We start from the raw sequence: 24177 nt of genomic DNA, 5'->3' as shown, positions 1-24177 counted from the left end.
CTGGAAGATCCACCGCATGAGATCCGTGCGCCCGCCAGCGCCAGACGTTGGCGCGTCGGGTTGGCGTCCTCGGTCTCCCGCGCCAGACGGCGCAGGCCTGGGCCGTCAAAGGCGGCGCCACGCGGACTAGAAGTCGCCATGGCAAACCTCCGCTTGCCATCGGGATCCAGCTCGGAGCGATCTTGGGAAGCCCATACGAGTCACACTCGCCGCTCGTCCGTATCAGGTGAGACGCGCCTTCGCACCATCCGCCAAGCTGCCGAGAATCATGGCGCAGGAGGTGGCCCCGGCGTCGAGCACACCGCGCGAGCGCTCACCGAGCCGGCTGGCGCGGCCGATCTTTGCGACGAGGTCGATCGTCGAGTCGCGCCCCTTGTCCGCAGCCGTCGACAATGCGTTCAGCGCATCGGCAAACGATTGGCCTTTCGCGGTCGCCCCGTCGAAGGCTTGCACCGCAGGAACGAAACTGTCGAGGAGCGTTTTGTCGCCGACCTTCGCCGAACCGATCGACTGAACCCCCTCCAATCCTTTGTGCAGCATGATCGAAAAGAGTTTGGCGTCGATGCGCTCCTGACCCTCGATCGCCTCCGCGAACACCGTGAAGGTCATGCCATAGAGCGGCCCCATCGAGCCGCCGATTTCGCCCATCAGAACTCCGCCCAACAGCGCGAAGGCTTCGGAGAGCGAAACGTCCCGTCTCTTCAGGCGCTCGGCGGCCATGCCGAAGCCCTTTGCCATGTTCACACCGTGATCGCCGTCGCCGATCTTGCCGTCGATTTCGGAGAGATAGGCGCGGTTCTCGATGATCCTGGCCGCCATCGCCTCGACGATCACCCCACCGCGCGCGTTGGGAAAGCTCTGCATCGCATTGGTCTCCGTCATGCCTGGAAGCCGGGCGCGCGCGCCTTCGCGTCGAGAAGGCGTTTCAGTTCGTCGTCGAGCGCGAGGACGGTCAAGGTCGCGCCGACCATTTCCAGCGACGTGAAGTAATTGCCGATATAGGTGCGATAAACGGAGAGCCCGCGCGCGGCGATCTCCGTCTCGATCGTGTCGTTCAGAATATAGAGTTCGTTCAGCGGCGTCGCGCCGAGGCCCGAAACGAGAACCGCAACATCCGTGCCCGAGGGGAGCGCATGGTCGTCCAGCACGATCGCAGCCATGTCGCGGGCCACCTCGGCGGCGGTCTTCAGCGGCTCCACCCGAATGCCGGGCTCGCCGTGATGGCCGATGCCGACTTCCATCGTGCCGGCCTCGATCTGGAAATTCGGATGCCCGACAGCCGGCAGGGTGCAGGGGCCGAGGCCGACGCCGATCGAACGACAGTTGTCGATCGCCTTTTGTGCGGTGGCGCGCACCTCTTCGAGGCTTGCGCCTTCGGCCGCCTTCGCCCCGCCGATCTTCCACATGAAGATTTCGCCCGCCACGCCCCGACGCTTCTCGCGCTCGGTGGCCGAAGCCGAGCAGACGTCGTCGTTGGCCACAACGACGGCAACCTCGATACCATCCTTCGACGCCAGTTTCTGCGCCATCTTCACGTTCATGTTGTCGCCGGCATAGTTGCCGTAGAGGCAGACGACGCCAGCGCCGCCATTGGCTTCCTTGATCGCGTCATGGAAGCTCTTGGCGGTCGGCGAGGAGAAAAGCTCGCCCACCGCTACCGCATCGACCAGCCCGATGCCGGTATACCCCACGAAGGCCGGCTCGTGGCCCGAACCACCACCGGTGACGACGCCGACCCGCCCCGTCTGCGGTGCGTGCGTCGAGACCACGACGCGCGGGTTTGCCTCCGACAGACGCACGAGGTCGCAATGGGCCTTCACGAAGCCACGAACGGTGTCGTTCACGACGTTGTCGGGATCGTTGATGAATCTCTGCATGGGGTCTCTCTGGGCAACCGGAAGCGGCGGTCCCGAAGGATCGATGGAACCGTCGCGAAATCGGGGCGGCATATCCGCCGGGTTCTTTAATAGAGGGTGAGCGCCGGGATGTAGCTGACGGCAAAGAGCAGCAGCATGGCCATGGCGAAGAACGGCCAAAGCTCCCTTGTCGTCGCGCCCAGCGGTGCCTTGGCTATCGAAGACGAGATGAAGAGCGTCGTTCCGATCGGCGGGGTGTAGAGGCCGATGCCGAGATTGATCACCATCATCAGGCCGAGTTGTACCGGATCCAGCCCGATGGTCATGGCCAGTGGTACGAAGATCGGTCCTAGAAGCAGGATCGACGGAGGCAGATCGAGCGGCATGCCGACGATCAGCATCAGGACGTTCATCATCAAGATGATCAGAATCGGGTTGGAAACGTTGGCCGACACCCAGGCCGCGAAGGTCTGCGGCACCTGATCGAAGGTCAAGATCCAGCCGACGGCGGCCGAGCCCATGATGACCAGCATCACAACGCCGGTCGCCACCCCCGCTTCCACCATGTTGTCGCAGAAGCGCTTCAGGGTAAGGTCGCGGTAGAACAGGAGGCTGAGGACCAGCGAATAGACCACCGAAAGCACCGCGACTTCCGTCGGCGTCGCGAAGCCGAAGCGCAGGCCGAGAATGATGAGGATCGGCAGCAGAATGGCGGGAAAGCTCTTGAGGCCGAGCCGCGCCAGCTCGCGCTTTCGAATGCTGCTCTTCTCGACCGCGTAGTCGCGCCTCCAGGAGACATACCAGCAAACGCCGATGAAACCGGCCGCCATCAGGATGCCTGGAAGGATGCCGGCGACGAAGAGGTCGGCGACCGACACGCCGCTGACCAGGGCGTAGAGGATCATCGGGATCGAGGGCGGGATCAGGACGTCGATCACCGCGGAGGTCGCGTTGTTGGCGGCGCAAAGCGGCGCCGGGTAGCCCTGCCGCTTCTGCCAGGGAATCAGAACGGAGCCAAGCGCCGAGGCGTTGGCGACAGCCGAGCCCGATACACCGCCGAAGACGACGGAGGAGACGACCGTGGTCGAAAGCGCCCCGCCCCGCCAGCGCTGCATGACGTGACTGGCAAGTTCGAGAAGCTGGTTCCCGAGTTTGCCGCCGAGCATCAGCGTGCCTGCCAGCATGAAGAAAGGCAGGGCCAACATCGGGAAGGATTGGGTCTGATCGTAGACCTGTTGCGCGACGAGCGACAGCGGCAGATAGCCGTGCGAGAGAATGGCCGCGCCCGCCGCAATGATGAGGCCGTAACCGACCGGAATGGCGAGCAGCATGGTGACGAGGAACACTCCGATCATGACGAGTGTCATAGCGGCAGTTCCTCCGCGCTGGTCTGTGGACGGGCGTCCCAGCCGAGGCGGGCCACTCGAAACGTGGCGGTGGCCGTCACCACGGCGACGAGCAGTGCGCCGACCGAGACGACATAATAGCCGATGCTGTTGGGCAGGCCGAGGATGGGGCTATGCTCGACGCCCGCGATCGCAGCGACGACGCGCGCCTGCCAGGCGAGCGTCAGGAAGCTCGCGATGACGCAGACATGGCTGAAGACGAACAGCATCGCCTTACCGCGCGCTGCGAAGCGGTCGTAAAGCCACTCCACGGCCATGTGGAGCCCGCCTTGCGCGGCAAGTATGATCCCCGCGACGATGAAGAAGGGAAAGATGAGGGTGGGCAGTTCTTGCGCCCAGCGGAATCCGCCGGACGAGAGGACGTAGCGCGCCACGACATTCGCCGTCATGACGGCCGTCAGCAGCACACCCGACCCGATCACGACGGCTTTGGAGAACTGACCGACGAGCGCGTCGATTCCGTTGGCGAGCACAAAAGAGACCCCGAGCGGGCGCAAAGGCCCGCTCGGGTGGGCGGCCGGATCCGGGGGGGAGGTCATCCGCGCGCCGCTTCCTCTACCTGACTGACGAAAGCGCCGAAGTCTTTCTTCTTCCAGATGTCGACGACCGATTTCGTCGCCTCGACGAAGGCAGCTCGATCGACTTCGGTCACGACAAGCGCCTTGTCGGCCTTGAATTTGACAAGTGCTTCGCTCGCGGCCTTCTCCGACAGTTCGATCTGCATTTTCCCCGCTTCCGCAGCGGCGGCCTGCACCGCGTCGAGGTCGCCGCCGATGCGGGCCATCGCGATCTGCGACATCAGGAATGGTGTCGATTCCCACTTGTGCGCCGTCAGCGCGATGAACTTGTTGACCTCGTAGAGCTTGGAGCTGGCGATGTTGACGAGCGGGTTCTCCTGCCCGTCCACAACGCCCTGCTGGAGCGCGACATAGAGTTCTCCGAAGGCGATCTGCTCGGTCGAGGCGCCGAGAGCTTGGAAGATGTCGATCGTCATCGGATCGGCGGGCGTGCGGATTTTCAGGCCCGAGACGTCGCCAGGCTTCGTGACCTCGCGCTTGGAATTCGTCAGGTGCCGGATGCCGTTGTTCCAATAGCCGAGCGGCACGATGCCGACCGCCTTGAACTTGGCCGCGAGAGTCTCTCCGACGGGACCGTTCAGGATTGCGATCGCCTTGTCGGTGGTCTCGAACAGGAACGGCAGGCCGAGGACGGCGATCTCGGGAACGATCGCCGAGACGGGGCCCTGGCTGTTGGCCGTCATGTCGAGCGCCCCGGTGCGAAGGCTGGTGAGCATGGCAGCGTCGGACCCCAACGTCTCGGAGCCGGCGACATTGATGGTGATCCGCCCGTTCGTCTTTTCCTTCACAAGTTCGGCGAATCTTGCGGCGGCCAGCGTTCGCGGATTGCCGGGCGCAGCCCCGTGGCCGAGCGTCAGAACCGTCGCGGCACTGGCGCGCGTCGGAAGACTCAGAAGAGCTGGTGCGGAAAGCGTCGCGCCCAGTCCCGCCATGAGCGTACGGCGCGTGATGTGAATGGTCATGGAAATCCTCCCGTTAGCCTAAGTCGCAGTCTGGGCCGGACGGCTCCCATTCTGTCCGGGCCCTGCGATCTGATGGGTTGGGCCCCTGCGGGGCTCCGTTCTGATTAGTGGATTAGCATGCCGCCGTTGACGTCGATCGTCGCGCCCGTGACGTAGGACGAGAGATCGGAGGCGAGGAAGAGATAGATCTTTGCCACATCCGCCGCATCGCCGAGGCGGTTGAGCGGAATTCCCTTCAGGATGTCGGCGCGCATCTCGTCGGTGAGCTTGCCGCCGGTGATGTCGGTCTGGATGAGGCCGGGGGTGACGGAGTTGACACGAATGCCTGCCGGGCCGAACTCGCGCGCCATCGCCTTGGCGAGGCCGAGCACACCCGCCTTGGCTGCCGAATAGTGCGGACCGCCGAAGATGCCGCCGCCTCGCTGCGCCGAGACCGACGACATGCAGGCGATCGAGCCGCCGCCCTTCTCCTTCATGTGCGGCACGAAGGCCTGGCTGAGCAGCAGCACGCCCGTCAGATTGACGTCGATCACCTTGCCCCAGTTCTCGAGTGAGATGTCGAGCGTCTTCAGCGGCTGGGTGATGCCGGCATTGTTGACGAGGACATCGACCCGGCCGAACGCGTCGATCGCGGCCTTCGCCGCCGCATCGCAGGAAGACTTGTCCGTCACGTCGCAGGCGATGCCGACATGGCCGTCGCCTGGCAAAGCCTTTGCGGCATCGGCGCTCGCCCCGGCGTCGAGATCGAGGATCGCCACACGCGCGCCGTGCTCGGCGAAAAGCTGAGCCGTGGCCCGGCCGATGCCACGCTGGCTGGCCGCGCCCGAGATGACGGCGGTTTTACCGTTCAACAACATACGTCTTCCATCCTCACCGTAAGGCCCGGCCGGAAGGGCTCCATCCCCCTCCGCTATCAACCGTGCACTTCGTCTCCCCGCCCCTGGTTCCGGTTCTGCGGTTCGGGGCCTCCGGGGAGGAGTAGAAGATGCCTGCATTCGCGCCGCAAACGCGAAGTTTACACGCCTGAATGAATCTGGTTCAACATTGGCATGTTGAACGGTATCTCGCTTTCCGCCATCCGAACCTTCGAAGCCGCTGCGCGTCACGGCACGTTCCGGGCCGCCGCCAGCGAACTGAACCTGTCACCCAGCGCCGTCAGTCACGCGATCGTGAAACTCGAGCGAGAGCTCGGTAAGCCCCTGTTCGATCGCTCGGCGCGCACGATCCGCTTGACGAGCGACGGCGAGGTCTTGATGCGGCACGTATCGGCGGCCTTCGAGGAACTGCGAATTGGCGTCGAAAGCGTGTCGGCGCGGCGTTCCCGCCTTCTGAGGCTGCACAGCGCGCCAAGCTTCGCCGCCCAGTTCCTGTCGCCGCGCCTGCCGACCTTCCTTGCCGCCCATCCGAATCTGGAAGTGCGCATCGCCGCCTCCACCGAATATGTCCGCTTCGTCGATGGCGAGTTCGACGCCGACGTCGTCTACGGCAAGCCGCAGGGAGACCACCTCGTGATCGAGCCGCTCGGCGAGGAGATCGTCACGCCGCTCTGCACGCCCAAGGTCGCCGAAGGGATCAGGGTGCCGGCCGATCTCCTGACGCGTATCCTGATCCGCAGCGACAACAAGCGTGTGCGGTGGCCGGACTGGTTCGCCGCCAATGGGCTGACCGCGCCCGCCACCCAGGCCATGAGCTTCGACCGCTCGTTCCTCGCCATCGCGGCGGCGGCCGACGGGCTCGGCGTCGCGCTGGAATCGACCCGCCTTGCCCAGCGTGAAATCCTGTCGGGAAAGCTCGTCGCGCCCCTTGCCGGGCGCACGCGCGATCTCCGCTACATCGGCCATTATCTCTGCTACCCGAAGTCCGGCTCGCAACGTCGCCTCGTCGGTGTCTTCGCCGAATGGTTGCAGGCAGAACTCGGCACGCCCGCACCGCTGGCCGACGCGATCCATGAATGCCATTCAACGAACGTTTAGAACTTCGCGTTTGCTGAAGCGTGCTCCACCGTCCCATCCTGCGCGCTAGGGAGAGCGGGGCCGGACGCCGTCAAGGCGTCACCCCCGTTTGCGGCGATGGACGCCGCAATGCGTGCGGAGTTCGGGGATGGAGACCAAGGAGCCGGGGCAGAACAATACGGACGCGCGTGGACGAATCGTCTCCGTGTCCGCCGCGCCCTATGACGGCTACAGTCCGGCCGAGGCCTTCGAGAGCCTGGCGAGGATCGGCGCGACCCATGTCGAGCCCGCGTTCATCGTGGGCTACACGGAGCCGTTCGACGAAAGCGCCTTCGCGCCGGATCGGGCGAGCGTCTATCGCCGGCTGATCGAGGAACAGGGCCTGGGTTGCGTCGCAATGTCTTCGCATATCGACCTAGGCCTCTCCACGGCCGTCGAGGTCTTCACCGGGCGGATGCGCTTTGCCGCCGCGATCGGCGCACGCATCATCGCCACCAATGCTGCAGCCCGTGTTCGGCAAGACGCCTTCTTCGCCCATATGGATCTCTTGCTGCGTCGGGCAGAGGATTTGGGCGTGGTGATCGCGCTGGAGAATCCCGGCGACGGCAGCGACAATCTCTTGAACACCGCCGAAGACGGATTGGCGCTTGTGCGCCGGATCGGCTCCGATCACCTCGGCCTCAATTACGACGCGGCCAACACAGCCTCGCACCGCCCGGAGCTGCAGGACTTCGCCGACGACGCGATCGCCGCCATGCCGGCATGCGTCCACATCCACGTCAAGGATCTCGTGCGCCGCGAAACCGGCTGGCACTTCACCGCCATCGGCGAGGGCACGATCGGCTGCGAGCGCATCCTCAAGGCTGCCCGTGCCGCGATGCCGGTCAGTATCGAGTTGCCCTTGCGCCTTAACCGCGGCCCGGATGCACAGCCGGTGCGGCGCGCGGAACGCGTCCCCCTGCCCGAGATAGAGAAGGTGGTGGCCCGATCCCTCGCCACCGTGCGGACGGCTCTCGCCGTCTGACGATGAAGGTCGATTGAACTGCGGCGGTCGTTTCGACCAATGACACCGCTGCGCTGAGGCTGTGTCCGGCGCGGCCTTCATCCTGACAGGAGACCACATGCAGCATGACAACCGCCCCCCTTCCGCCCTTTCCAACGTCTCGCTGGCGCGTCGCGCCTGGAACATCCGGCGCAAGGCGCTTCTGATGGGAGAGGTGCAGGGCCAGGGCTATATCGGGCAGGCGCTCGGAATCGCCGATGTCCTCGCCGCCTCCTATTTCCACGCCCTGCGCTATGATCCGACGGACCCCGAATGGGAGGGGCGCGACCGCTTCCTCCTGTCGATCGGCCATTATGCGATAGCGCTCTATGCCGTTCTGATGGAAGCTGGCATCCTACCCGAGGATGAGCTCGAGACCTACGGCATGGACGACAGTCGCATGCCGATGTCCGGCATGGCCTCCTATACGCCCGGCATGGAGATCACCGGCGGCTCGCTCGGCCACGGACTCGGCATCGCCGTCGGCATGGCCATGGGGCTGAAGCGCAAGGCAAGCGACCGCTTCGTCTTCAATCTGATGTCGGATGGGGAACTCGGCGAGGGCTCGACCTGGGAAGCGGCGATGGCCGGCGCTCACCACAAGCTCGACAACCTCGTCTGCCTGATCGACTTTAACGACCAGCAGGCGGACGGCAAGTCGACGCAGATGCTCTCGGCCGAACCGCTCCTCGACAAGTGGACGGCCTTCGGGTGGCACGCCCAGCGTGTCGACGGCAACGACCTTGAGGCCGTCGTCGCCGCACTCAATGCCGCGCGGACGCATCAAGGCGATCAGCCTCGCGTGATCATCTTCGACACGTTGATGTGCAAGGGCGTGCCGTTTCTGGAAACGCGCGAGATCACGCATTTCGTCCGGGTCGAAAAGGAGGAATGGGCGAAGGCCCTGGCCGTTCTGGAAGAAGGAAAGCCCGCATGACCCATGCATCCATGGCCCGCAAGTACCAGCCGCGCCGTGCGGCTCCCGAAGGCGAGCGAGTGGCGACCTCCGCCATGATCGCCTCCCTCGCGGCCGAGGGCTACGAGACGGAGAACGCGCCCTTCGGCCACGCGCTGGTGGAACTGGCGAAGGCGGACGAACGGATCGTCGGCCTGTCGGCGGATCTTGCTAAATACACCGACCTTCACATCCTCGCCCAAGCGATGCCGGACCGCTTCTACCAGATGGGCATGGCCGAGCAGGTCATGGTCTCGGCGGCGGCAGGTCTGGCGCGCGAGGGCTTCCTGCCCTTCGCCACCACCTATGCCGTTTTCGCCTCCCGCCGCGCCTATGACTTCATCGCCATGGCGATCGCGGAGGAGAATCTTCCCGTCAAGATCGTCTGCGCCCTGCCGGGCCTAACCACCGGCTACGGCCCGAGCCATCAGGCGACCGAGGATCTGGCGATCTTTCGGGGCCTGCCGAACATGACGATCATCGACCCCTGCGACGCGGTGGACATCCGCCAGTCCGTGCCAGCCATGGCGGCCCATCCCGGACCGATCTATTCTCGCCTGCTGCGCGGCAAGGTGCCGGCCGTGCTGACCCGCTGGAAGCCGGACTATCAGTTCGCCATCGGCAAGGCGCAGGTGATCCGTGAAGGCAAGCAGGTTCTCGTAATCTCGTCGGGCTTCATGACGATGCGCGCTCTGGACGCCGCCGAGCAGCTTGCCAAGGATGGGATCGACGTCGCCGTCCTCCACTCACCCACCATCAAACCGCTCGACACGGAGACGATCTTGCGGGAGGCAGGCCGAGGCGGGCGGCTGGTTGTCACCGCCGAGAACCACTCGGTGGTCGGCGGACTCGGCGAGTCCGTCGCCGGCACGCTGCTACGCGCCGGCGTCACGCCGACCTTCCGCATGATCGGCCTACCGGACGAATTCCTGGAGGCTGGTGCCCTGCCGACGCTTCATGACCTATACGGAATCTCCGTCGGGAAGATCGCCGAGCAGATCAGGGGCTGGGTATAAGAGCACCCAACAATAACTCGCGGGGCCGGCTGGTCGGGTCTTCTCGCCATCCAAGAGCGGGCCACATGTCTCGCCTGTCCTTCGGACCGTCGCGAACGTTCGCTCAACGACCCGACGCCTCCGCGAAACCCAAAAAAGCGGCGTCGGTTCGGCGAGCGGTCTTTGAGGTAGGGGCGAGATCAGCGCCCGTTCCCGGTCGCGAAGATCACCTGAAGTACCACCCTCGACGCGCCGGATCGCGCCGGGCGGCTTCAGTCCAAGGCATGATCGGCGCCACGAAGCCTCGCAACCAGATGCAATCACAGCCCGCTGAAACCGCTCAACTCGTTTCGGGTTCGGCCTTCCACGTTACTGGGCCAGACGCACCTGGTTGATGGCCTTCGCGATGCCGGAAAACGCACTCAGCAAGCGGTTCCGATCCGATGCGTCGAAATAATGCTTCGCATCCGTCGCGCATCGCCGCAGCATGTCCTTGGCGGTGGCGTTGTCCACCATGAAAGCGATGGTGTAGACTTCGATCTTCTTGTTCTTCGCGTAGCTGCAGATCGACAACGTATCGTTGTTTGTCTGGTTCACCTCGATCGCGGCCTTGTCTGCCTTCGAACTCAACGAAACGTGACGACCGTCATTCGGGTCGAACCGCAGCGTATTGTCACCATCGGTCATCAGAACCAAGATCTTCTTCGGATCGATATTGTCCTTATCATAGTCCGCCGCTTCACTGAGAGGCTCGGTAGCGGAAAGGACGTTCTGGCCCCAAATCATCCCTGCCGGGATATAAGTGTAGGGCTTGTATTTATCTCCTATATTGATGACGAGGTTGTGGATCGCAGCGAGCAAGGTGGGTTTGTCGTTGCTCAAGGGGACGATCGGGCTCAGGCAATGCTGGCTCGTTTCGAGATAGCCGGGATAGGGAATGCTGCTGGCGAGGTCGTTCAGGCGATAGGTTCCCGGCCTTCTCGAACCGATGCAGCCGAACCATTTATAGGTTTTACCTTTTCCGCCTCCCGAGCAGTCTTCGTAAGGCGCGACCGTCCTGATTTCCGACGCGGTACAGTCTCCACCGCAGGTGGATTGTTCCGGCACACCGTCGACAAATTTCTTGCAAGAATATTCCGCGGTCTTCTGAAGACAGATCTTTTTCTGGGTCTTGGTTTCGCAGACTTTGTCTTTCGCCGCTTCGGTGTAGTCTCGGCCGACGTCGATCCATGGTTCGTTGCGGTACTTCGTCCCGACATTGATGTAATCGGCATAGGGCACGATCCCGATTCGAATCGGACTGTCATCGCCAGTAATCAACTGATCGACGAGTTCGCGAGAAGCCTGTTTCAGCGTGTCGATCTTGGAGATGCCGCTGCGATCCTGTTCCGACATGGACCAGGTGTTGTCGAGCACGAGAGCGAGTTCCACCTTCCGCACGGGCGCGCGTATCGCCTTGGCGGCCGTCTGAAGACCCAGATCGTGAAAATTGGCGATCTGCATGAGCGTCAAAGGCAGGACGGCCGATGTTGTGAGTTCGATGTCCTTCGAAGTTGCTTCGAGGGCGTCGAGTTTCAGATCTATGACAGACGCGTCCGTCATGTTGGCCAGAAGATAGGATTTGGCTAGAGCCTCAAGTTTTTGCTGATCCTGTTCCATGGAGGCGGCAAGCGCGAGAGCGGCCATATCGGTCGCGTTTTGGAGCTGGCTTCGCGCGGAGTAGTATCGCGTACCATCGATTGCGAAGCCGACAATCAAGATCAACGGAATGACGATGATCGCCGTCAGAATTGCGAAGGTTCCAGACCGATCGCTCGAGAAATTCGAAAGCATCTCTCTGATCCTCAAAGCTCTATCAACAGTCCGTACAGGTTATGGTCCACATTCCTCTAGGGCGGGAATACGTGACTTTGGAGAGCTCGACCGACTTCTCGAAAATGTCGCTGGTCACAGGCTCGTAATCGTAAAGTGTTTCAGTCACGACGAGAGACTTCTGCTCGTCGGTCCAAAGATTGGGCGGAGTTTGATAAATGCTTCCCGGGCTTCTTCTATCCATATTCTGCCCTACGGACCACATTACCTTCGACTGTCCGTCCGGTTTGGGTGATAGAACGGAAACCCGGAGTTTCAGCGGATTAGGAGAATAGGGCTGGAGCACGGCGTTCGCGGCCGTGAAGATTTGCAGAACGTCGTCGGAGGTGAGAGTGGAGGATTGGCTGATCAAATCTCCAACGACCGACGTGGCATGCTTCAACTTTTGGTCGCATGTCAGGGCCAGCGTCAGCTCGATATTGCCGATATAGATCAGGAGCAGGATCGGCGCGATGATCGCGAACTCGATCGCGGCGACGCCAGACCTGTTCGCGACGTTACGACCTGTCAGGAGCGGGGCTTGGGAGAACTGCCAAGCAAACCTTCGAAACGGCTTCATTGAAACGGCTCGGTCTTGAACACATCGACCGCGACGAGCATGTGGTTGCCGCTTGGTGTGTTGGACAGGAAACGGCGAATGATGTCCGTGTGAATGGGCCATTCGTAGAACGCGCGTAACGCCATGATCCGACCTGGCTCGCCCTCGTCGTAAGCCAAGCCGTCGACGTCGATCACGTTATTCTTCACCGGGGCGGCCGACGAGATGTCCGAATAGCGCTCGTACTCGCGCAGATCGATCTGCAATTTCTCGCAGTCGATCGGGATGGCCATGGTGGCGCAGATCCTCTGTCGCAGGTCTGGAGCCGAGACCTGAGCATCCGCGACCTCGCCCGTGCGGACCTGACGGCCGACTTGAGCGGTCGCGTTCTCCAACGTCATTTCCCCAATGAAAACCGCTGCAGTTTCCAGGACGGCGAAGATGAGAAGGAAAAACGGCACTGCCAGAATGGCGAACTCGATCGCGGTTGCTCCCCGCCTGTCTCGCACAAAGCATCGACGCGCGGCACGATCTCGGTGTCTGTCGCGGAACTCCAACATACTTCGCTCTTGGAAACCGTTCGATAGATGGCCTGAATCGATAGGTGGCTACAGACTAAATTAGCGCGCTTTGCATTAAAGAACTCTTTATGCGTGTGGCTATATCGAGAAATTTACTTGAGATTAAATGCAAATACTAAGGGTTGAGGGTATATTGTTTGATATATTTATTACATTGCTCGATTGTGCGGTGCCCCGGATCCCTTATCGCAAGGACCGTGTTGGCGCCGTTCGACGGATGGGGCGTTCGTGGTTCTGAATTGGATCCGTGGGGGTAACGGAGGTCATCCTCTGGTCGAGATAGGATCCCTCATTCGCCCTGCGAATGCTCGGCCCTCGCCCCTCGCATCCATGGCTCTTCGCTTCGCGTGGACTGATGGGATTCCCTCGTCCACCCTCCACCTTCCACCCCAGGGGATTCAGATGCTCTCAGCGAGCGGAAGCAACGCCGGAGAATATCCGATAAACGCCGCGTCCCGCGTTTTTGGCTTGATACAGGGCAGCGTCCGCTTCTCGGTAGAGTTGGATGGCGTTGCCATCCCCGCGCGTGGCGATCCCGATGGAGGCGCCAACCTTGGCCAGCCTCCCCTCGACCCGCATGTCCCGCGAGATTTCGCTGATCGCGCGCATGGCCAGGATCTCGACCTTGGCGCTCGCGGCGTCGGTCAACAAGGCGAACTCGTCTCCTCCGATCCGCGCCGGAAATGCCAGACCGTCGGCGCAGTCAGCGAGCCTTTGTCCCACGATGCGCAAGACCTCGTCCCCCGCGCTATGGCCGAGCCGATCGTTGATGAGCTTGAACCCGTCGAGATCGAGCAGCAGAAGCGTGGCGCGTGAGGAACAGCGTACCGCCGTTTCGCACAGAGCCTGCAGGCGATGATTGAAGGAATGGCGGTTGGCAAGCTGGGTTATCTCGTCGTGTTCGGCGAGGTGGCGCATACGCTCCAGAAGGGCCAGTTCATCCGTGACATCGCGCTTCACCCCGAAAATGCGAGCGGGAACGCCATCGCGCATTTCGACCGTGGCGGTGATCCGGATCCAGCGTTGCGCCCCCGTGCCGGTTCGGATCCTTGCGTCGCACTCGAAGCCCGAGCCCGTTCGTATGGCTTGAGCGCGGAGCGCGATCAGCTGCTCGCGCGCTTCGGGTTCGTATTGCTGGAGGATCAAGCGTCGGTCGGGGCGAATGCCTCGGGGGAGATCGAACAGATCATAGACCCCATCACTCCAGATCAATGTCTGGTCGGGCAGACTGCATTCCCAAACGCCCATCTTCACGGTGGCGAACGCAGCGTTGAGAACCGTGAGATCATGAGGGCTTCGCTCACAGAGCGACACGGGGCGCGCGATCTCGCGCATTGACGCGGTCGCGCCGTTCGGGTCCGGTTCCGGAGACTTCGCGATCGGCTTCGACGACATCGGCTGAACGCCCGCTTGAATCCCTGTCACGTCATGGCTGGCTTGACGACGTTCACACAGGCACGCTCAACCCACTTCGGAAGAGTGCCGCCAAGCCGATCACGGTCCATTATGGCACGATTCCCTTAAAGTTTGGTGAGATGGCCAATCGCCGGCGTTGCGCCTCCAGATGCCGCTCCCAGCCCAGCGAGCGGTGAGGGCTGCCGAAGCCTCGATCGCGCCTTCGGCGGCCGGACGGCGCGACGGCGAGGGAGCCCCGGAAAGAAGGGTCGGCAGAGCCGATGCCGGTGAGAAGAAACGCAGCGGGCCGATCCGGCCATTCCGGCTTTCAACGACAGGTGGGGAACGGCGCGATTCGCCGTTGAACTGTCGGAGCGAAATTCCATCGTCAGCGCCCTCGATTGGGAAGCCAGGCGAGGCCGACCGCAGGACGACGAGATGATGGAGACGATGGAGGTGATGAGCGGCACACCACGGTAGCTGAAGCGCGGGTGATAGCGGGCGGGACGCGCGAGAACGTGTCGATCACCGTCAGGATGCGCAGGGTCGCAACTGGTCGCGGATTGGTCGTGGACGATGTCGCCCACGTCCGGTTCGCATGGGTCGCTGCCCTCCCCCGGTGGTCCCGCAGCTTGGCGTGCCCGCGAGGCTTCGGCACCTTATTCCCGAGCTGAAGACTGATCTCCAGCCCAGGAGCGCTTGACCTCAACAGGCCGAACGGAGAAGAGCCGCCCGGACCTGTGTGGTCGGAGATGTCACGGCAGAAACCCCGTCGAGAACCATGGCACCGCCGCCAGCAGCAGAAGGCTCAGTACGAGAACGCCGAGATAAGGCCAGATTTTCCGCATGGCGACATCCGGATTCACTTTCCCGATCGTGCAGGCCGTGTAGTAGCCGAGACCGAAGGGCGGCGCGAAGAGACCGATGCCCATGGCGAGGATGATCACCACAGCATAATGCACCTCGTTGACACCCATCTCTCGCGCGATCGGGAACAGGAGGGGGCCGAACAACACCATGGCCGGGATGCCTTCGAGCACGCTCCCCAGCATGATGAAAGCCAGGATGGACACCGCGAGGAAGCCCCATTGCCCGCCGGGTACGCTGGCCATGACCTGCGCTAGAGCGTGCGAGAAGCCTGACTGCGTCAGCGCCCAAGCCATACCCGTCGCTGCTCCGATGATGAACAGAATGGCGCCGGACAACGTCGCGGTGTCGATCAGCATGGGATAGGCGCGCCGCCAATCGAACTGCCGATAGACGAGAACGCCCACGATAAGGCAGTAGGCAATGCCGATGGTCGAGACTTCGGTGGCGGTGGCGACGCCTTCGACCACGGCGGTGCGGACGAGCACCGGCAGGATCAGCGCCGGCAGGCCGATCAGGAAGGTCTTGCCGACGACCGCCAGCGGCGCCCGCGCGGTGGGTGCCTCTATGGTGCGATGACGGGCCAGGATCGCGAGAGCAACCGCGAGCACCACGCCCGGCAGGAGGCCGCCGATGAAGAGCGCTGAGATCGAGACTCCTGTCACCGAGGCGATGGCGATCAGCACCAGGGAGGGTGGGATCGTTTCCGCCATGGCGCCCGAGCTTGCCAGAAGCGACACCATCTCGCCCTCGTCGAGGCCGCGGCGCTTCATCTCCGGGAAGAGCACTGGGGCGACGGCAGCCATATCCGCCGCCTTCGAACCCGAAATGCCGGAGACAAGCAGCATACCGCCAAGCAACACATAGGACAGCCCGCCCCGCACGTGACCGATCAAAGCGGCCAGAAAGGCCACCATGGCGCGAGCCATGCCGGTCGCCTCCACGAGTTGCCCGAGCAGAACGAAGAGCGGGACCGCGAGCAGGATCAGCGAGCTCATCCCTTCGTCGAGCCGTCCCACTACGACGGAGAGAGGCGTCGAGGAGGTGGTCAACAGGTAGGCTATGGTGGCAAGGCCGAAGGCGAAGGCGATCGGGACCCCGAGAAGAACCGCTCCGCCCACAAGCAGGACGAAGAAAAAAAGGAGGTTCCAGTTGCCGATCGCCGTCAGGACTGGGGCCGCAGCATAGAGCCCGACGGCCAGAACGCCGAGCGCCAGAACCGACAGGGCCACATCGCGCCACCCCAGTTTGAGGAGCCGCAGCGCCGCAACGGCCAACATCAACCCGATGCCGACCAGCATGGCATAGGCGCGCACCGAACCCGGCCAACCGAGGGCCGGCGTCTCGATGAAGCTCTGGTCCTCGACATAGTCTTGCGCCGGCTGGAACAGGAATATCAGGACAATCAACGGCACGATGGTCGCAAGAGCCTCCAGTCGCCTCTGCCAGACCGGCGACATGATGGCGGTCACGGTTGAAAGGCGCATATGGGCACCGCGCGCGAGAGCGATCGCGGAACCCACCATGGCGAGCCACAGGAACAGGAGCGACGCAAGTTCGTCGCTCCAGATCAAGGGGTTGTCGAAGACGAATCGCGACACGACGCCCATCAGAAGGATGATCGTCTCGGCCACCACCAGAATCGCCGCCAGTGCCTCCATCGCACGCAAGAGCAGGCGTTCGGCTTCCGATGCGAACGAGCGCCCCTCAAGGGGCGCTGCCGCGACGGGTATCCCCGCCATCAGGTGAGGCTCCCCGCCGTGCTCTCCAGCACCTTCCAGGCCTCATCGCCGAACTTGGCCTTCCAGTCCTTGTAATAGCTCGTGGTCTTGAGCATATCCTGGAACTTGGCGCGATCGACGTCGTGGAATACCATACCTTTGGAAGTCAGATCCTGGCGCAGCGTTTCGCTGAGCTTGACGATGTCCTGGCGTTCCTGCTGCCCCGATTGAGCGAGCTCGCGCTGCACGATCTCTTTGAGATCAGCCGGCAGCCTTTCCCAGGCGCGGCGGTTGCCGAGAATCTGGTAGCCGTCCCAGACATGGCTCGTCATGCTGATGGATTTCTGGACCTCGTAGAGCTTGGTCGTGGCAATGATGGCCAGGGGATTTTCCTGCCCCTCGACGATCTTGGTCTGCAGGGAGGAATAAAGCTCGTTGAAGTTGATCGGCGTCGGCGACGCGCCGAGCGCCTGAAACAGCGAGGTCAGAATGGGCGCCGGCGGTACGCGGATTTTGAACCCCGCAAGGTCGGCGGGCGCAATGATATCCCGCGTCGACGAGGTGATCTGGCGGAAGCCGTTATTCCAGAGCGGTACGACCGAAACGAGGCCGACCTTTGCAATCTGCGCGGCTATGTACTGGCCAAGCGGACCATCCACCGCATTCCAGACATCGGCATAGTCCTTGAAGGCAAAGCCGATGTTGACGAGGCCAGCTGCCGGCACCAGCGTATTGAGGATGGATGTCGCGAGATTGAAGAATTCGACGCCGCCCGAACGCACCTGACTCAGAAGGTCTGTGTCGGAGCCCAGTTGGTTGGCAGGGAACATCTTGATATCGAGTCGCCCACCCGAGGCCTCCCGAATGCGATTCAAGGCTTCGCCGGCTCTGACATTGACGGGATGGCTCGGGTCCTGGCCTGTCGCGAACTTGTAGCTGAATTCCGCCGCAAAGCTCCGGCTCGTGATCACCGTGATCATGGGCAGGGCGGCCGCGCCTGCCAGAAACGCGCGGCGGTTCAGCCCCGCCTTCGGTGTTTTCGTCGTCAATGTATCATTCCTCCCGTTGTCGATTGAAGCCGGCCGTGGCGCTCTCAGGTGCCGTTCAAGCCGTCATAGGTTCTGATGATCTGGCTATCGTCGGCCTTCCCGTGCCCTTGACCGGAGGTCGCCAGGAATAGCTGATGGGCGAGTGCGGCCAGCGGCACGGCCGCCTTGGCGTCCCGCCCGGCCTCGATCACGATGCCCAGATCCTTGACGAAGATGTCGACCGCGCTGGTCGTAACAGGCTGCGCTTCCAGCATCCGCGGGCCGCGATCCTTCAGCATCCAGCTTGACGCGGCCGAGCCACACACGATGTCGAGCATCACGGCCTTATCGACGCCGACCTTGCCGGCCAGCGCCAAGGCCTCGGCAGCGGCCGCGATATGGACCCCGCACAAGAGCTGGTTCACGGCTTTGACAAGCGCGCCTTGGCCTGGCCGGGTTCCCACATGCACGACCTTGCCGCCAAGCGCATCGAGCATGGGTTGGAGCGCGGCGAGCGTGTCGGCGGGTGCCGCCGCCATGATGGTGAGCGTTGCCGCCGTCGCGCCTGCGACGCCGCCGGACACGGGCGCATCGATGAAACCGCGGCCTGTCGCCACGACGCGTTCCGCCATGGATTCGACGGCACCGGGCGGGCACGTCGCCATCAGAACCACGGTGCCGCCCGGTCGCAACGCATCCAGTGCGCCCGCCTCGAACAAAACAGCGCGGGCTTGATCCGCGTTGACCACCATCAGGACGAGCGCGTCGGCACCTGTCGCGGCCTCGGCGGCCGAAGAGACGGGCTTGCCACCTGCCGTTTCGAGCGCGTCGCGCGCCGCCTGGCTTATGTCGAAGCCCTGCACCACGAAGCCATTTTCGATAAGATGAGCCGCCATCGGACGCCCCATGGCGCCCAATCCGACGAAGCCGATCGTCGTCTCGGCCGGGCTCATGCTGCGACCCATCGCGTAAGCGAGGCCGCGTTGGAAGGCGCCAGACGCCCCGGCACCGGCGCAAGCCCGGCTAGACCTCGAAAGGCATCGCCCATCTCTTGGCAGCAGCCGTCGATGACGAGCCGGATATCGGCGTCGCCCTTGTACCTTGCGGGAGACTCGCCGGTTTTTTGGGGGTCGAGGTCGGCGACCCCCGCGCGCGCGGCTTGGTCGGCGACCAGAGGGACTACGCGAAAACCAGCGTTTGGCAGGCTTGCAACGCCCGCCACGAGGGCAATCTGGCGCGGAAAAGACACATCAATCCTCCGTGATGTGCGGTCAGTCTCCAATGAGCCGATGCATCTGACAAACGCGAATTTTTCGACCATCGATGCATTTGATTCATTCGTTTCTACAAGTTACGGACGGGTCCCATGGGATGGCCAAACCAAGCTGGCGCTGCGCGAATGACAGCTATGTAAAAATACAGCGGCCTCGCCTCTCGATGCTCGGAGGCGAGAGGTCTATGCTGCATCGCAGCAGAAATAGAATGTACAAAGAGACCGAGATGCGTGAGAGCTTTGAAGCGTCGAGTTTTCGCCGGGAGGCCGACATCATGGCCGAGGCGCGTGGCATGCAGGCTCAGCATATGGGGCGTTTGGCCGGCGTTCTGGCGCGCCGCTTCGGCGCGCTCGCCGCGCGATTTGCGGGCGGTATGCATTCGCTCGACGGCGACGGACCAGCGCGCCGCTAACGGGCCACGGCCATGATCGGTCGGTGACGGTCTCGGAGGAAACCTCCTGCCTTATTCGGTCTTCGCATCAGGACGCGTGGTGCAAGGCTCGGCGCGTCCGATCTCCTTCAATGGAAGCCGGCATCTCGCGCGGTGAATGGATCGACCGAGTGGGGTCGGCGACACAGGTACGAGACGCATCCAAGATATCGCCGAGACCGATTGATCCCGTCCGGAATTGAGTTTCCGGATAGGAGGCGATCATGCGTGATTTGTTTCGGCTATCGGACGAGGCATGGGCGGTGTTGGAGCCGCACCGTCCAAAGAACCAACCCGGCAAGCCGCTTTGAGCTGAACAAGAACGCCCCCCCACCCCGGGTGGCGGTGACTGGGCTTCAGCACCATCAACGGCAATCCGAAGCGGGACACCGGCAAGCGCCAGGGCGGATGAACCCGGAACCGGAATGGATCACGCAGGACGTTCCCGAACTGCGCATCCTCGATGGCGCCCTCTGGCCATGGCGCAGGAACGCCAGCGCGCGGCCAAACGGAATCGCGGCGACGACGGCGACGCCACGAACCATTCCAGGGAACGCCGGCGTCCCCAATACCTCTTCTCGGGCCTGACCAGGTTCGGCTGCTGCGGTAGCGGCCACTCGATGATCTCGGCCGATTTGGTCGCCTGCTCGATGGCACGCAACAATGGCATCTGAGACAACCGCAAGAACATCCGCCGCGACCAGCTCAAAGCACGGGTGCTGAACGCGCGGCGCCATCAGCTGATGGACCCTGCGCTGTGCAAGGAGTTTTGCGACGAGTTCACGCGCGAGATGAACCGGCTTCTCATGGAGGGTCGATCGATGCGGCCGAGGCGCGGAGATCAAGAAGATCGACCGAGAGCGGGACACACATCTCAATCTCGTTCTGGGAGGCGGCGCTGCCGAACGTCTCCATAAGACGATGGTTGGGCTGGAGCGGCGTCAGAAGACGCCGAAGGCAATCCTGCAAGAGGCCGAGGAGTCGCCTTCCCTCCCGCACCCGAACATGCTCCGCCACCACATCCAGATCGACGAACTCTACGCGGCGCTTCAGAAGGATTTGGAAGCCAAGTGGATGGTGGCGGCCGACGTGCTGCGCTCGCTGGGGCGCGAGATCATCCTGACACCGGAGAATGGCGAGCTTCAGATCGACGTGCGCGGCGATCTGACGGGTGTCCTTGCGGTATCGCTCGAAAGCAAAAGGCCTGCCAGAGGGGTGGGCCGATCGCAAGTCGAGATGGTTGCGGGGACGCATTGACCAAGACTTGCGGACGCAAGAAAGCCACCTGGTCTGGGCGGCTGATGCTCGTGATCTGGTCTCGTGTTCTCGGACTGGTTGCGGGGGCAAGATTTGAACTTGCGACCTTCAGGTTATGAGCCTGACGAGCTACCGGGCTGCTCCACCCCGCGCCAAGACCTTCGGCCAAAGCCTCCGGCTATCCGTTCTATACAATGGTTGCGGGGGCAAGATTTGAACTTGCGACCTTCAGGTTATGAGCCTGACGAGCTACCGGGCTGCTCCACCCCGCGCCATGTCCCGTCGGCGTGTCGCCGTCGGTGAGTGGTGATATAGACGGCCTTTTCGGCTTTGCAAAGAGGCTCATGTCGCTTTTATGAAAAAATCGAAGACGCCTCGCCAAACAGGTGTTTTGCGAGCTGGGCATGTCCTGACAGACAAAATCATATCGCAGACCGAGCAAAAGGCGAGTCCCCTTGCGATCCCAAGCCGTTAGGCGCTCCGCTGCCGGAGAAAGGTCGCAGCCAGAAGTGCGCCGGCCAGGGCGAAACCCGCCGTCATCGCGCCGATGGCGGGCCAGCCGCCATGCTGCCAGACCCAGCCGCCGGCCCAGCCGGTGACGCTGGCGCCCAGATAATAGATGAGGAGATAGAGCGAGGTCGCATGGCCCTTGTCGCCCCGCGCCAGCGCGCCGACCGATCCGCTGGCGACGGAATGGCCGATGAAGAAGCCGGTCGTGACCAGCGCGATACCGAGCCCGATCGCTATGAGTGAGGCGAGCAGCGTCAGCGCGACGCCGGCCAGCATCAGGAGGAAGCCTGCCAGAAGCAGCGGCCCGCGCCCGAAGCGATCCGACAGCCGGCCCGCCAGCGAGGACGAGACGATGCCGAAGCCGTAGGCGAGGAAGATCAGGCTGACCTCGGTCTGCCCCAGCCCATAGGGCGCGCCCATCAGGCGGAAGGTCGAGTAGTTGAAGAGCGTGACGAAGATGCTCGTAAGGAGAAAACCGATCGCATAGATGCGCAGCAAGCCGGGATTGGCGAGATGCCGGCCCCAGGCCGCCAGATGAAAGCGCGCATTGACGCCGCGCCGGGCCTCGAAATGGCGCGAGGGCGGCAGAAGCGCCAGAAAGCCGAGCGCCGCCATAAGACACAGCGCGCCCAGAACGCCCATGGCGAGGCGCCAGGACACGAACTCGGTCGCCACACCCAGCCCCACCCGGCCGATCATCGCGCCGAAGGCCGTGCCGGCGACATAGAGACCCATGGTGCGGCCGAGATGGCGCGGGTCGATCTCTTCCGCGAGCCAGGCCATGGCGACGGCCGGAACGCCGCCGAGCACGAAGCCTTCCGCCGCGCGGGCCAACAGCAGCCCGTGCCAGTTGGGACTGAGCGCAGCGGCAAGGTTGAGGACGGCGGCCAAAGCCATGGATACGAACATGAGCCCGCGTCGGCCGAGCGCCTGCGAGAAGGCTCCCGCCAGAAGAATCGAGATCGCGAGAAAGCCCGTCGTCAGCGACAGGGCGAGCGCACTCTCGGCCGGTGTCAGGCCGAAGCTCTCGGCAAAGGCCGGCAGCAGCGGCTGGACGCAATAGATCAGCGAGAAGCTGGCGAACCCCAAAAGAAAGAGCGCCGCGCCCGCCTTTCGATATTCCGGCGTGCCATGGCTGACGAAACCGGAGGGCGCGGTCAGGTCGGCAAAGCCTGAGGCGGCGAGTGATGAAGCCATGAAGGGCGAACCTCGTCTGGGAATGCCCGGCATATACGGCTCCCCCTCCCCATCGGTCCAATATATGGAAATGGCGAATGCGATAGCTTATGCAAATGGCATGGAGCTTCGCCATATCCGATATTTCCTGGCCGTCGCCGAAGAAGGGAACTTCACCCGCGCCGCCGCGCGGCTCGGCATCGGCCAGCCGCCGCTCAGCCTTCAGATCCGGGACCTGGAGACGGAGATCGGCGCGCGCCTGTTTCACCGGGTGCCGCATGGAGCCGAGTTGACGGAGGCGGGCCGAGCCTTCCTTGAGCGGGTGCGCTCGATCCCTCAGCGCGCGCTGGAGGCGGCGGAGGCCGCGCGAAGGGCCGAGCGGGGCGAAACCGGCGTCTTGCGGCTCGGCTTCACCGGCACCTCGGTTCTTCATCCCGTGCTCGGCGCCAGCATCCGCGCCTTTCGCCGGCGCTTTCCCGATGTCGAACTGACCCTGGAGGAGGCCAATTCTGCCGTGCTTTTGGGTGGGCTGGAGGAGGACCGATTGGATGCCGCGATCCTGCGGCCCTCCCTGTCGGAGGCGAGCACCATCCAAGCCTTCGCGTTGGTGCGCGAGCATTTGGTGGCCGCCGTGCCGGCGGGCCATCCGGCCGCGAGCGGCAGCACCCCGCTGGATTTGCGCCTCCTGCAAGAGGAGCCGCTTCTTCTCACCCCGCGCCGCGTCGGCACCAGCCTGCACGATGCGGCGATCGAGGCCTGCCGCGCGGCGGGCTTCGAGCCTGGTATCGGCCAGTCCGCGCCGCAGATCGCCTCCGTCCTTTCGCTGGTCTCAGCCGAACTCGGCTTCTCGCTGGTGCCGGATGCGCTGCGCCAGCTCAGCATCGCGGGCGTCGCCTATCGCGACCTGAAAGCCCCCGTGCCGCATGTGGAACTCGCCGTCGCCTATCCCCGGCAACGCCCCTCGCGCCTCGCCATGAACTTCGCGGAGATGGCTCGCGCGGCCGCGCACGAGTTCGAGGCATAAGACGACGGTCGCCCGGCCACGCGGCACACGCCACGGCCGGGCATTGACCCACGCGTTTGATGAGGTGGGCCGGAGCGCGCGCCTTTTACGGCTTGGGCGCGGTCGGCATTTTCACGATCTTGCCGTCGGGCATGATGATGTCGCCCGGGCTCTGGCCGGCGATGCAGGGGCCGACATAGGTGGCGTCGATCTCCATCTGGCGCCGAACCGGCTCCTCCATATCGGGCACGCCGGTCAGCGTCGTGTCCACCTTCATGTGAATCTTGCTGTCGAAATCCCCGGAGATGAGGGCTTTGCCCGTGGCTGAGATCGTGCCGATCTTGCACTCGCTCTCGGACTCGTAGCCCGTATCCGTCTTCACCAGCGAGCGCTTGGAGCAGTTCTGCGACGCGCCGAACGCGCCCTGCGCCAGTTGGTCGGTCTTCTCGTCGATGCACTGGCGAACGGTGACGTTGCCATCCGGCGACTGGGTCTTGGTTTCCCACAGGCCGGCCTTGCGCATGGGCAGCGTTTCGGCGGCAAAAGCCGTGCCCATGGTTCCGATCGTGGCGGCGAGGCAGACGGTAAGGACGCGAACTCGCATGACGACTCCCTGAAAAGCGTGGCCGCAGCCACGGGGAAACACAGAGCTAGGCGACAGCCCGGAGCCGGCAACCGATTTCGTCGGCAAAATGCAGGTCGGCCTTACGAAGCCACCGGCCGCTACCCTTCAGACGGGAGGCTTCGCAGCCGACGACGTGGCTCTCTTCGAGCGGCGA

Annotated in this window: 23 protein-coding genes and 2 tRNA genes; 8 read left to right on the top strand and 17 right to left on the bottom strand. The window is 63.4% G+C overall.

The window, feature by feature from the left end; genetic code table 11:
- Window positions 1-222: 222 nt before the first annotated feature.
- The 6 genes from dhaL to AUL36_RS20610 all read right to left on the bottom strand — a co-directional run bounded on the left by dhaL (window position 223) and on the right by AUL36_RS20610 (window position 5659).
- On the bottom strand, window positions 223-864 hold the full coding sequence (dhaL, locus tag AUL36_RS20635) for a dihydroxyacetone kinase subunit DhaL (protein WP_062223867.1): 642 nt from the start codon (window positions 862-864) through the stop codon (window positions 223-225).
- A gap of 14 nt (window positions 865-878) precedes the next feature.
- The gene (locus AUL36_RS20630) at window positions 879-1877 is read right to left on the bottom strand and encodes a dihydroxyacetone kinase subunit DhaK (protein WP_062223830.1); all 999 of its coding nucleotides are present in this window, start codon (window positions 1875-1877) and stop codon (window positions 879-881) included.
- A gap of 86 nt (window positions 1878-1963) precedes the next feature.
- Complete coding sequence (locus AUL36_RS20625; protein ID WP_062223829.1) at window positions 1964-3223, bottom strand: TRAP transporter large permease subunit; 1260 nt, start codon at window positions 3221-3223, stop codon at window positions 1964-1966.
- Window positions 3220-3801: a TRAP transporter small permease gene (locus tag AUL36_RS20620; protein ID WP_082655978.1), complete on the bottom strand. Its 582-nt coding sequence runs from the start codon at window positions 3799-3801 to the stop codon at window positions 3220-3222. The genes AUL36_RS20625 and AUL36_RS20620 overlap by 4 nt, the downstream gene beginning before the upstream one ends.
- Window positions 3798-4802, bottom strand: a complete 1005-nt coding sequence (locus tag AUL36_RS20615) for a TRAP transporter substrate-binding protein (protein WP_062223827.1) — start codon at window positions 4800-4802, stop codon at window positions 3798-3800. Before AUL36_RS20615 ends, AUL36_RS20620 begins: the two co-directional genes overlap by 4 nt.
- 104 nt (window positions 4803-4906) lie before the next feature.
- Window positions 4907-5659: an SDR family NAD(P)-dependent oxidoreductase gene (locus tag AUL36_RS20610; RefSeq protein ID WP_062223825.1), complete on the bottom strand. Its 753-nt coding sequence runs from the start codon at window positions 5657-5659 to the stop codon at window positions 4907-4909.
- 192 nt (window positions 5660-5851) lie between these two features.
- On the opposite strand from AUL36_RS20610, the gene AUL36_RS20605 reads away from it, so the two are divergent.
- From AUL36_RS20605 to AUL36_RS20590, 4 genes are all read left to right on the top strand, one after another.
- Window positions 5852-6775: a LysR substrate-binding domain-containing protein gene (locus AUL36_RS20605; RefSeq protein ID WP_058634495.1), complete on the top strand. Its 924-nt coding sequence runs from the start codon at window positions 5852-5854 to the stop codon at window positions 6773-6775.
- A gap of 127 nt (window positions 6776-6902) precedes the next feature.
- A complete protein-coding gene (locus AUL36_RS20600) occupies window positions 6903-7778 on the top strand; it encodes a sugar phosphate isomerase/epimerase family protein (RefSeq protein ID WP_062223823.1) in 876 nt (291 codons plus the stop codon).
- A gap of 97 nt (window positions 7779-7875) precedes the next feature.
- Window positions 7876-8733, top strand: a complete 858-nt coding sequence (locus tag AUL36_RS20595; RefSeq protein ID WP_062223822.1) for a transketolase — start codon at window positions 7876-7878, stop codon at window positions 8731-8733.
- An 11-nt stretch (window positions 8734-8744) separates the two neighbouring features.
- Window positions 8745-9767: a transketolase family protein gene (locus AUL36_RS20590; RefSeq protein WP_202814774.1), complete on the top strand. Its 1023-nt coding sequence runs from the start codon at window positions 8745-8747 to the stop codon at window positions 9765-9767.
- A 348-nt stretch (window positions 9768-10115) separates the two neighbouring features.
- On the opposite strand, the gene AUL36_RS20585 is transcribed toward AUL36_RS20590, so the two are convergent.
- The 7 genes from AUL36_RS20585 to AUL36_RS20555 all read right to left on the bottom strand — a co-directional run bounded on the left by AUL36_RS20585 (window position 10116) and on the right by AUL36_RS20555 (window position 18701).
- The gene (locus tag AUL36_RS20585; RefSeq protein WP_062223818.1) at window positions 10116-11579 is read right to left on the bottom strand and encodes a pilus assembly protein TadG-related protein; all 1464 of its coding nucleotides are present in this window, start codon (window positions 11577-11579) and stop codon (window positions 10116-10118) included.
- 22 nt (window positions 11580-11601) lie between these two features.
- The gene (locus AUL36_RS20580) at window positions 11602-12177 is read right to left on the bottom strand and encodes a TadE/TadG family type IV pilus assembly protein (protein ID WP_062223816.1); all 576 of its coding nucleotides are present in this window, start codon (window positions 12175-12177) and stop codon (window positions 11602-11604) included.
- The gene (locus AUL36_RS20575; RefSeq protein WP_062223814.1) at window positions 12174-12716 is read right to left on the bottom strand and encodes a TadE/TadG family type IV pilus assembly protein; all 543 of its coding nucleotides are present in this window, start codon (window positions 12714-12716) and stop codon (window positions 12174-12176) included. The genes AUL36_RS20580 and AUL36_RS20575 overlap by 4 nt, the downstream gene beginning before the upstream one ends.
- A gap of 429 nt (window positions 12717-13145) precedes the next feature.
- Window positions 13146-14072, bottom strand: coding sequence for a sensor domain-containing diguanylate cyclase (locus AUL36_RS20570; RefSeq protein WP_192843880.1), 927 nt, complete (start codon window positions 14070-14072; stop codon window positions 13146-13148).
- Between the two features lie 815 nt (window positions 14073-14887).
- On the bottom strand, window positions 14888-16741 hold the full coding sequence (locus AUL36_RS20565) for a TRAP transporter large permease (RefSeq protein ID WP_062223810.1): 1854 nt from the start codon (window positions 16739-16741) through the stop codon (window positions 14888-14890).
- Complete coding sequence (locus AUL36_RS20560; RefSeq protein WP_062223865.1) at window positions 16741-17700, bottom strand: TRAP transporter substrate-binding protein; 960 nt, start codon at window positions 17698-17700, stop codon at window positions 16741-16743. The genes AUL36_RS20565 and AUL36_RS20560 overlap by 1 nt, the downstream gene beginning before the upstream one ends.
- A gap of 113 nt (window positions 17701-17813) precedes the next feature.
- The gene (locus tag AUL36_RS20555) at window positions 17814-18701 is read right to left on the bottom strand and encodes an NAD(P)-dependent oxidoreductase (protein WP_062223808.1); all 888 of its coding nucleotides are present in this window, start codon (window positions 18699-18701) and stop codon (window positions 17814-17816) included.
- A gap of 547 nt (window positions 18702-19248) precedes the next feature.
- Here AUL36_RS20555 and AUL36_RS20545 point away from each other — a divergent pair.
- The 3 genes from AUL36_RS20545 (at window position 19249) to AUL36_RS20535 (ending at window position 20709) form a co-directional block, all read left to right on the top strand.
- Window positions 19249-19434 carry a hypothetical protein gene (locus AUL36_RS20545; RefSeq protein ID WP_153005347.1) on the top strand — a complete coding sequence of 62 codons (186 nt, stop codon included), beginning with the start codon at window positions 19249-19251 and terminating at the stop codon, window positions 19432-19434.
- Between the two features lie 497 nt (window positions 19435-19931).
- The gene (locus tag AUL36_RS20540) at window positions 19932-20126 is read left to right on the top strand and encodes a hypothetical protein (RefSeq protein ID WP_062223804.1); all 195 of its coding nucleotides are present in this window, start codon (window positions 19932-19934) and stop codon (window positions 20124-20126) included.
- Between the two features lie 331 nt (window positions 20127-20457).
- Window positions 20458-20709, top strand: coding sequence for a hypothetical protein (locus AUL36_RS20535; RefSeq protein WP_062223802.1), 252 nt, complete (start codon window positions 20458-20460; stop codon window positions 20707-20709).
- 75 nt (window positions 20710-20784) lie between these two features.
- Here the strand turns inward: AUL36_RS20535 and AUL36_RS20530 are convergent.
- The 3 genes from AUL36_RS20530 to AUL36_RS20520 all read right to left on the bottom strand — a co-directional run bounded on the left by AUL36_RS20530 (window position 20785) and on the right by AUL36_RS20520 (window position 22416).
- Window positions 20785-20861: transfer RNA gene (locus AUL36_RS20530), tRNA-Met, on the bottom strand.
- Between the two features lie 43 nt (window positions 20862-20904).
- Window positions 20905-20981: transfer RNA gene (locus AUL36_RS20525), tRNA-Met, on the bottom strand.
- 199 nt (window positions 20982-21180) lie between these two features.
- Window positions 21181-22416, bottom strand: coding sequence for an MFS transporter (locus tag AUL36_RS20520; RefSeq protein WP_062223801.1), 1236 nt, complete (start codon window positions 22414-22416; stop codon window positions 21181-21183).
- 100 nt (window positions 22417-22516) lie between these two features.
- On the opposite strand from AUL36_RS20520, the gene AUL36_RS20515 reads away from it, so the two are divergent.
- A complete protein-coding gene (locus AUL36_RS20515; RefSeq protein ID WP_062223799.1) occupies window positions 22517-23419 on the top strand; it encodes a LysR family transcriptional regulator in 903 nt (300 codons plus the stop codon).
- An 85-nt stretch (window positions 23420-23504) separates the two neighbouring features.
- Here AUL36_RS20515 and AUL36_RS20510 read toward each other — a convergent pair whose 3' ends face one another.
- Complete coding sequence (locus AUL36_RS20510; RefSeq protein ID WP_062223797.1) at window positions 23505-24002, bottom strand: DUF3617 domain-containing protein; 498 nt, start codon at window positions 24000-24002, stop codon at window positions 23505-23507.
- Window positions 24003-24177 lie beyond the last annotated feature (175 nt).

It is taken from the genome of Aureimonas sp. D3, assembly GCF_001463805.1.
In the GTDB taxonomy this organism is placed as follows: domain Bacteria; phylum Pseudomonadota; class Alphaproteobacteria; order Rhizobiales; family Rhizobiaceae; genus Aureimonas; species Aureimonas ureilytica_A.
Note: the sequence above shows the minus strand (reverse complement) of the source record. Positions and strands in the feature narration are given on the sequence as shown.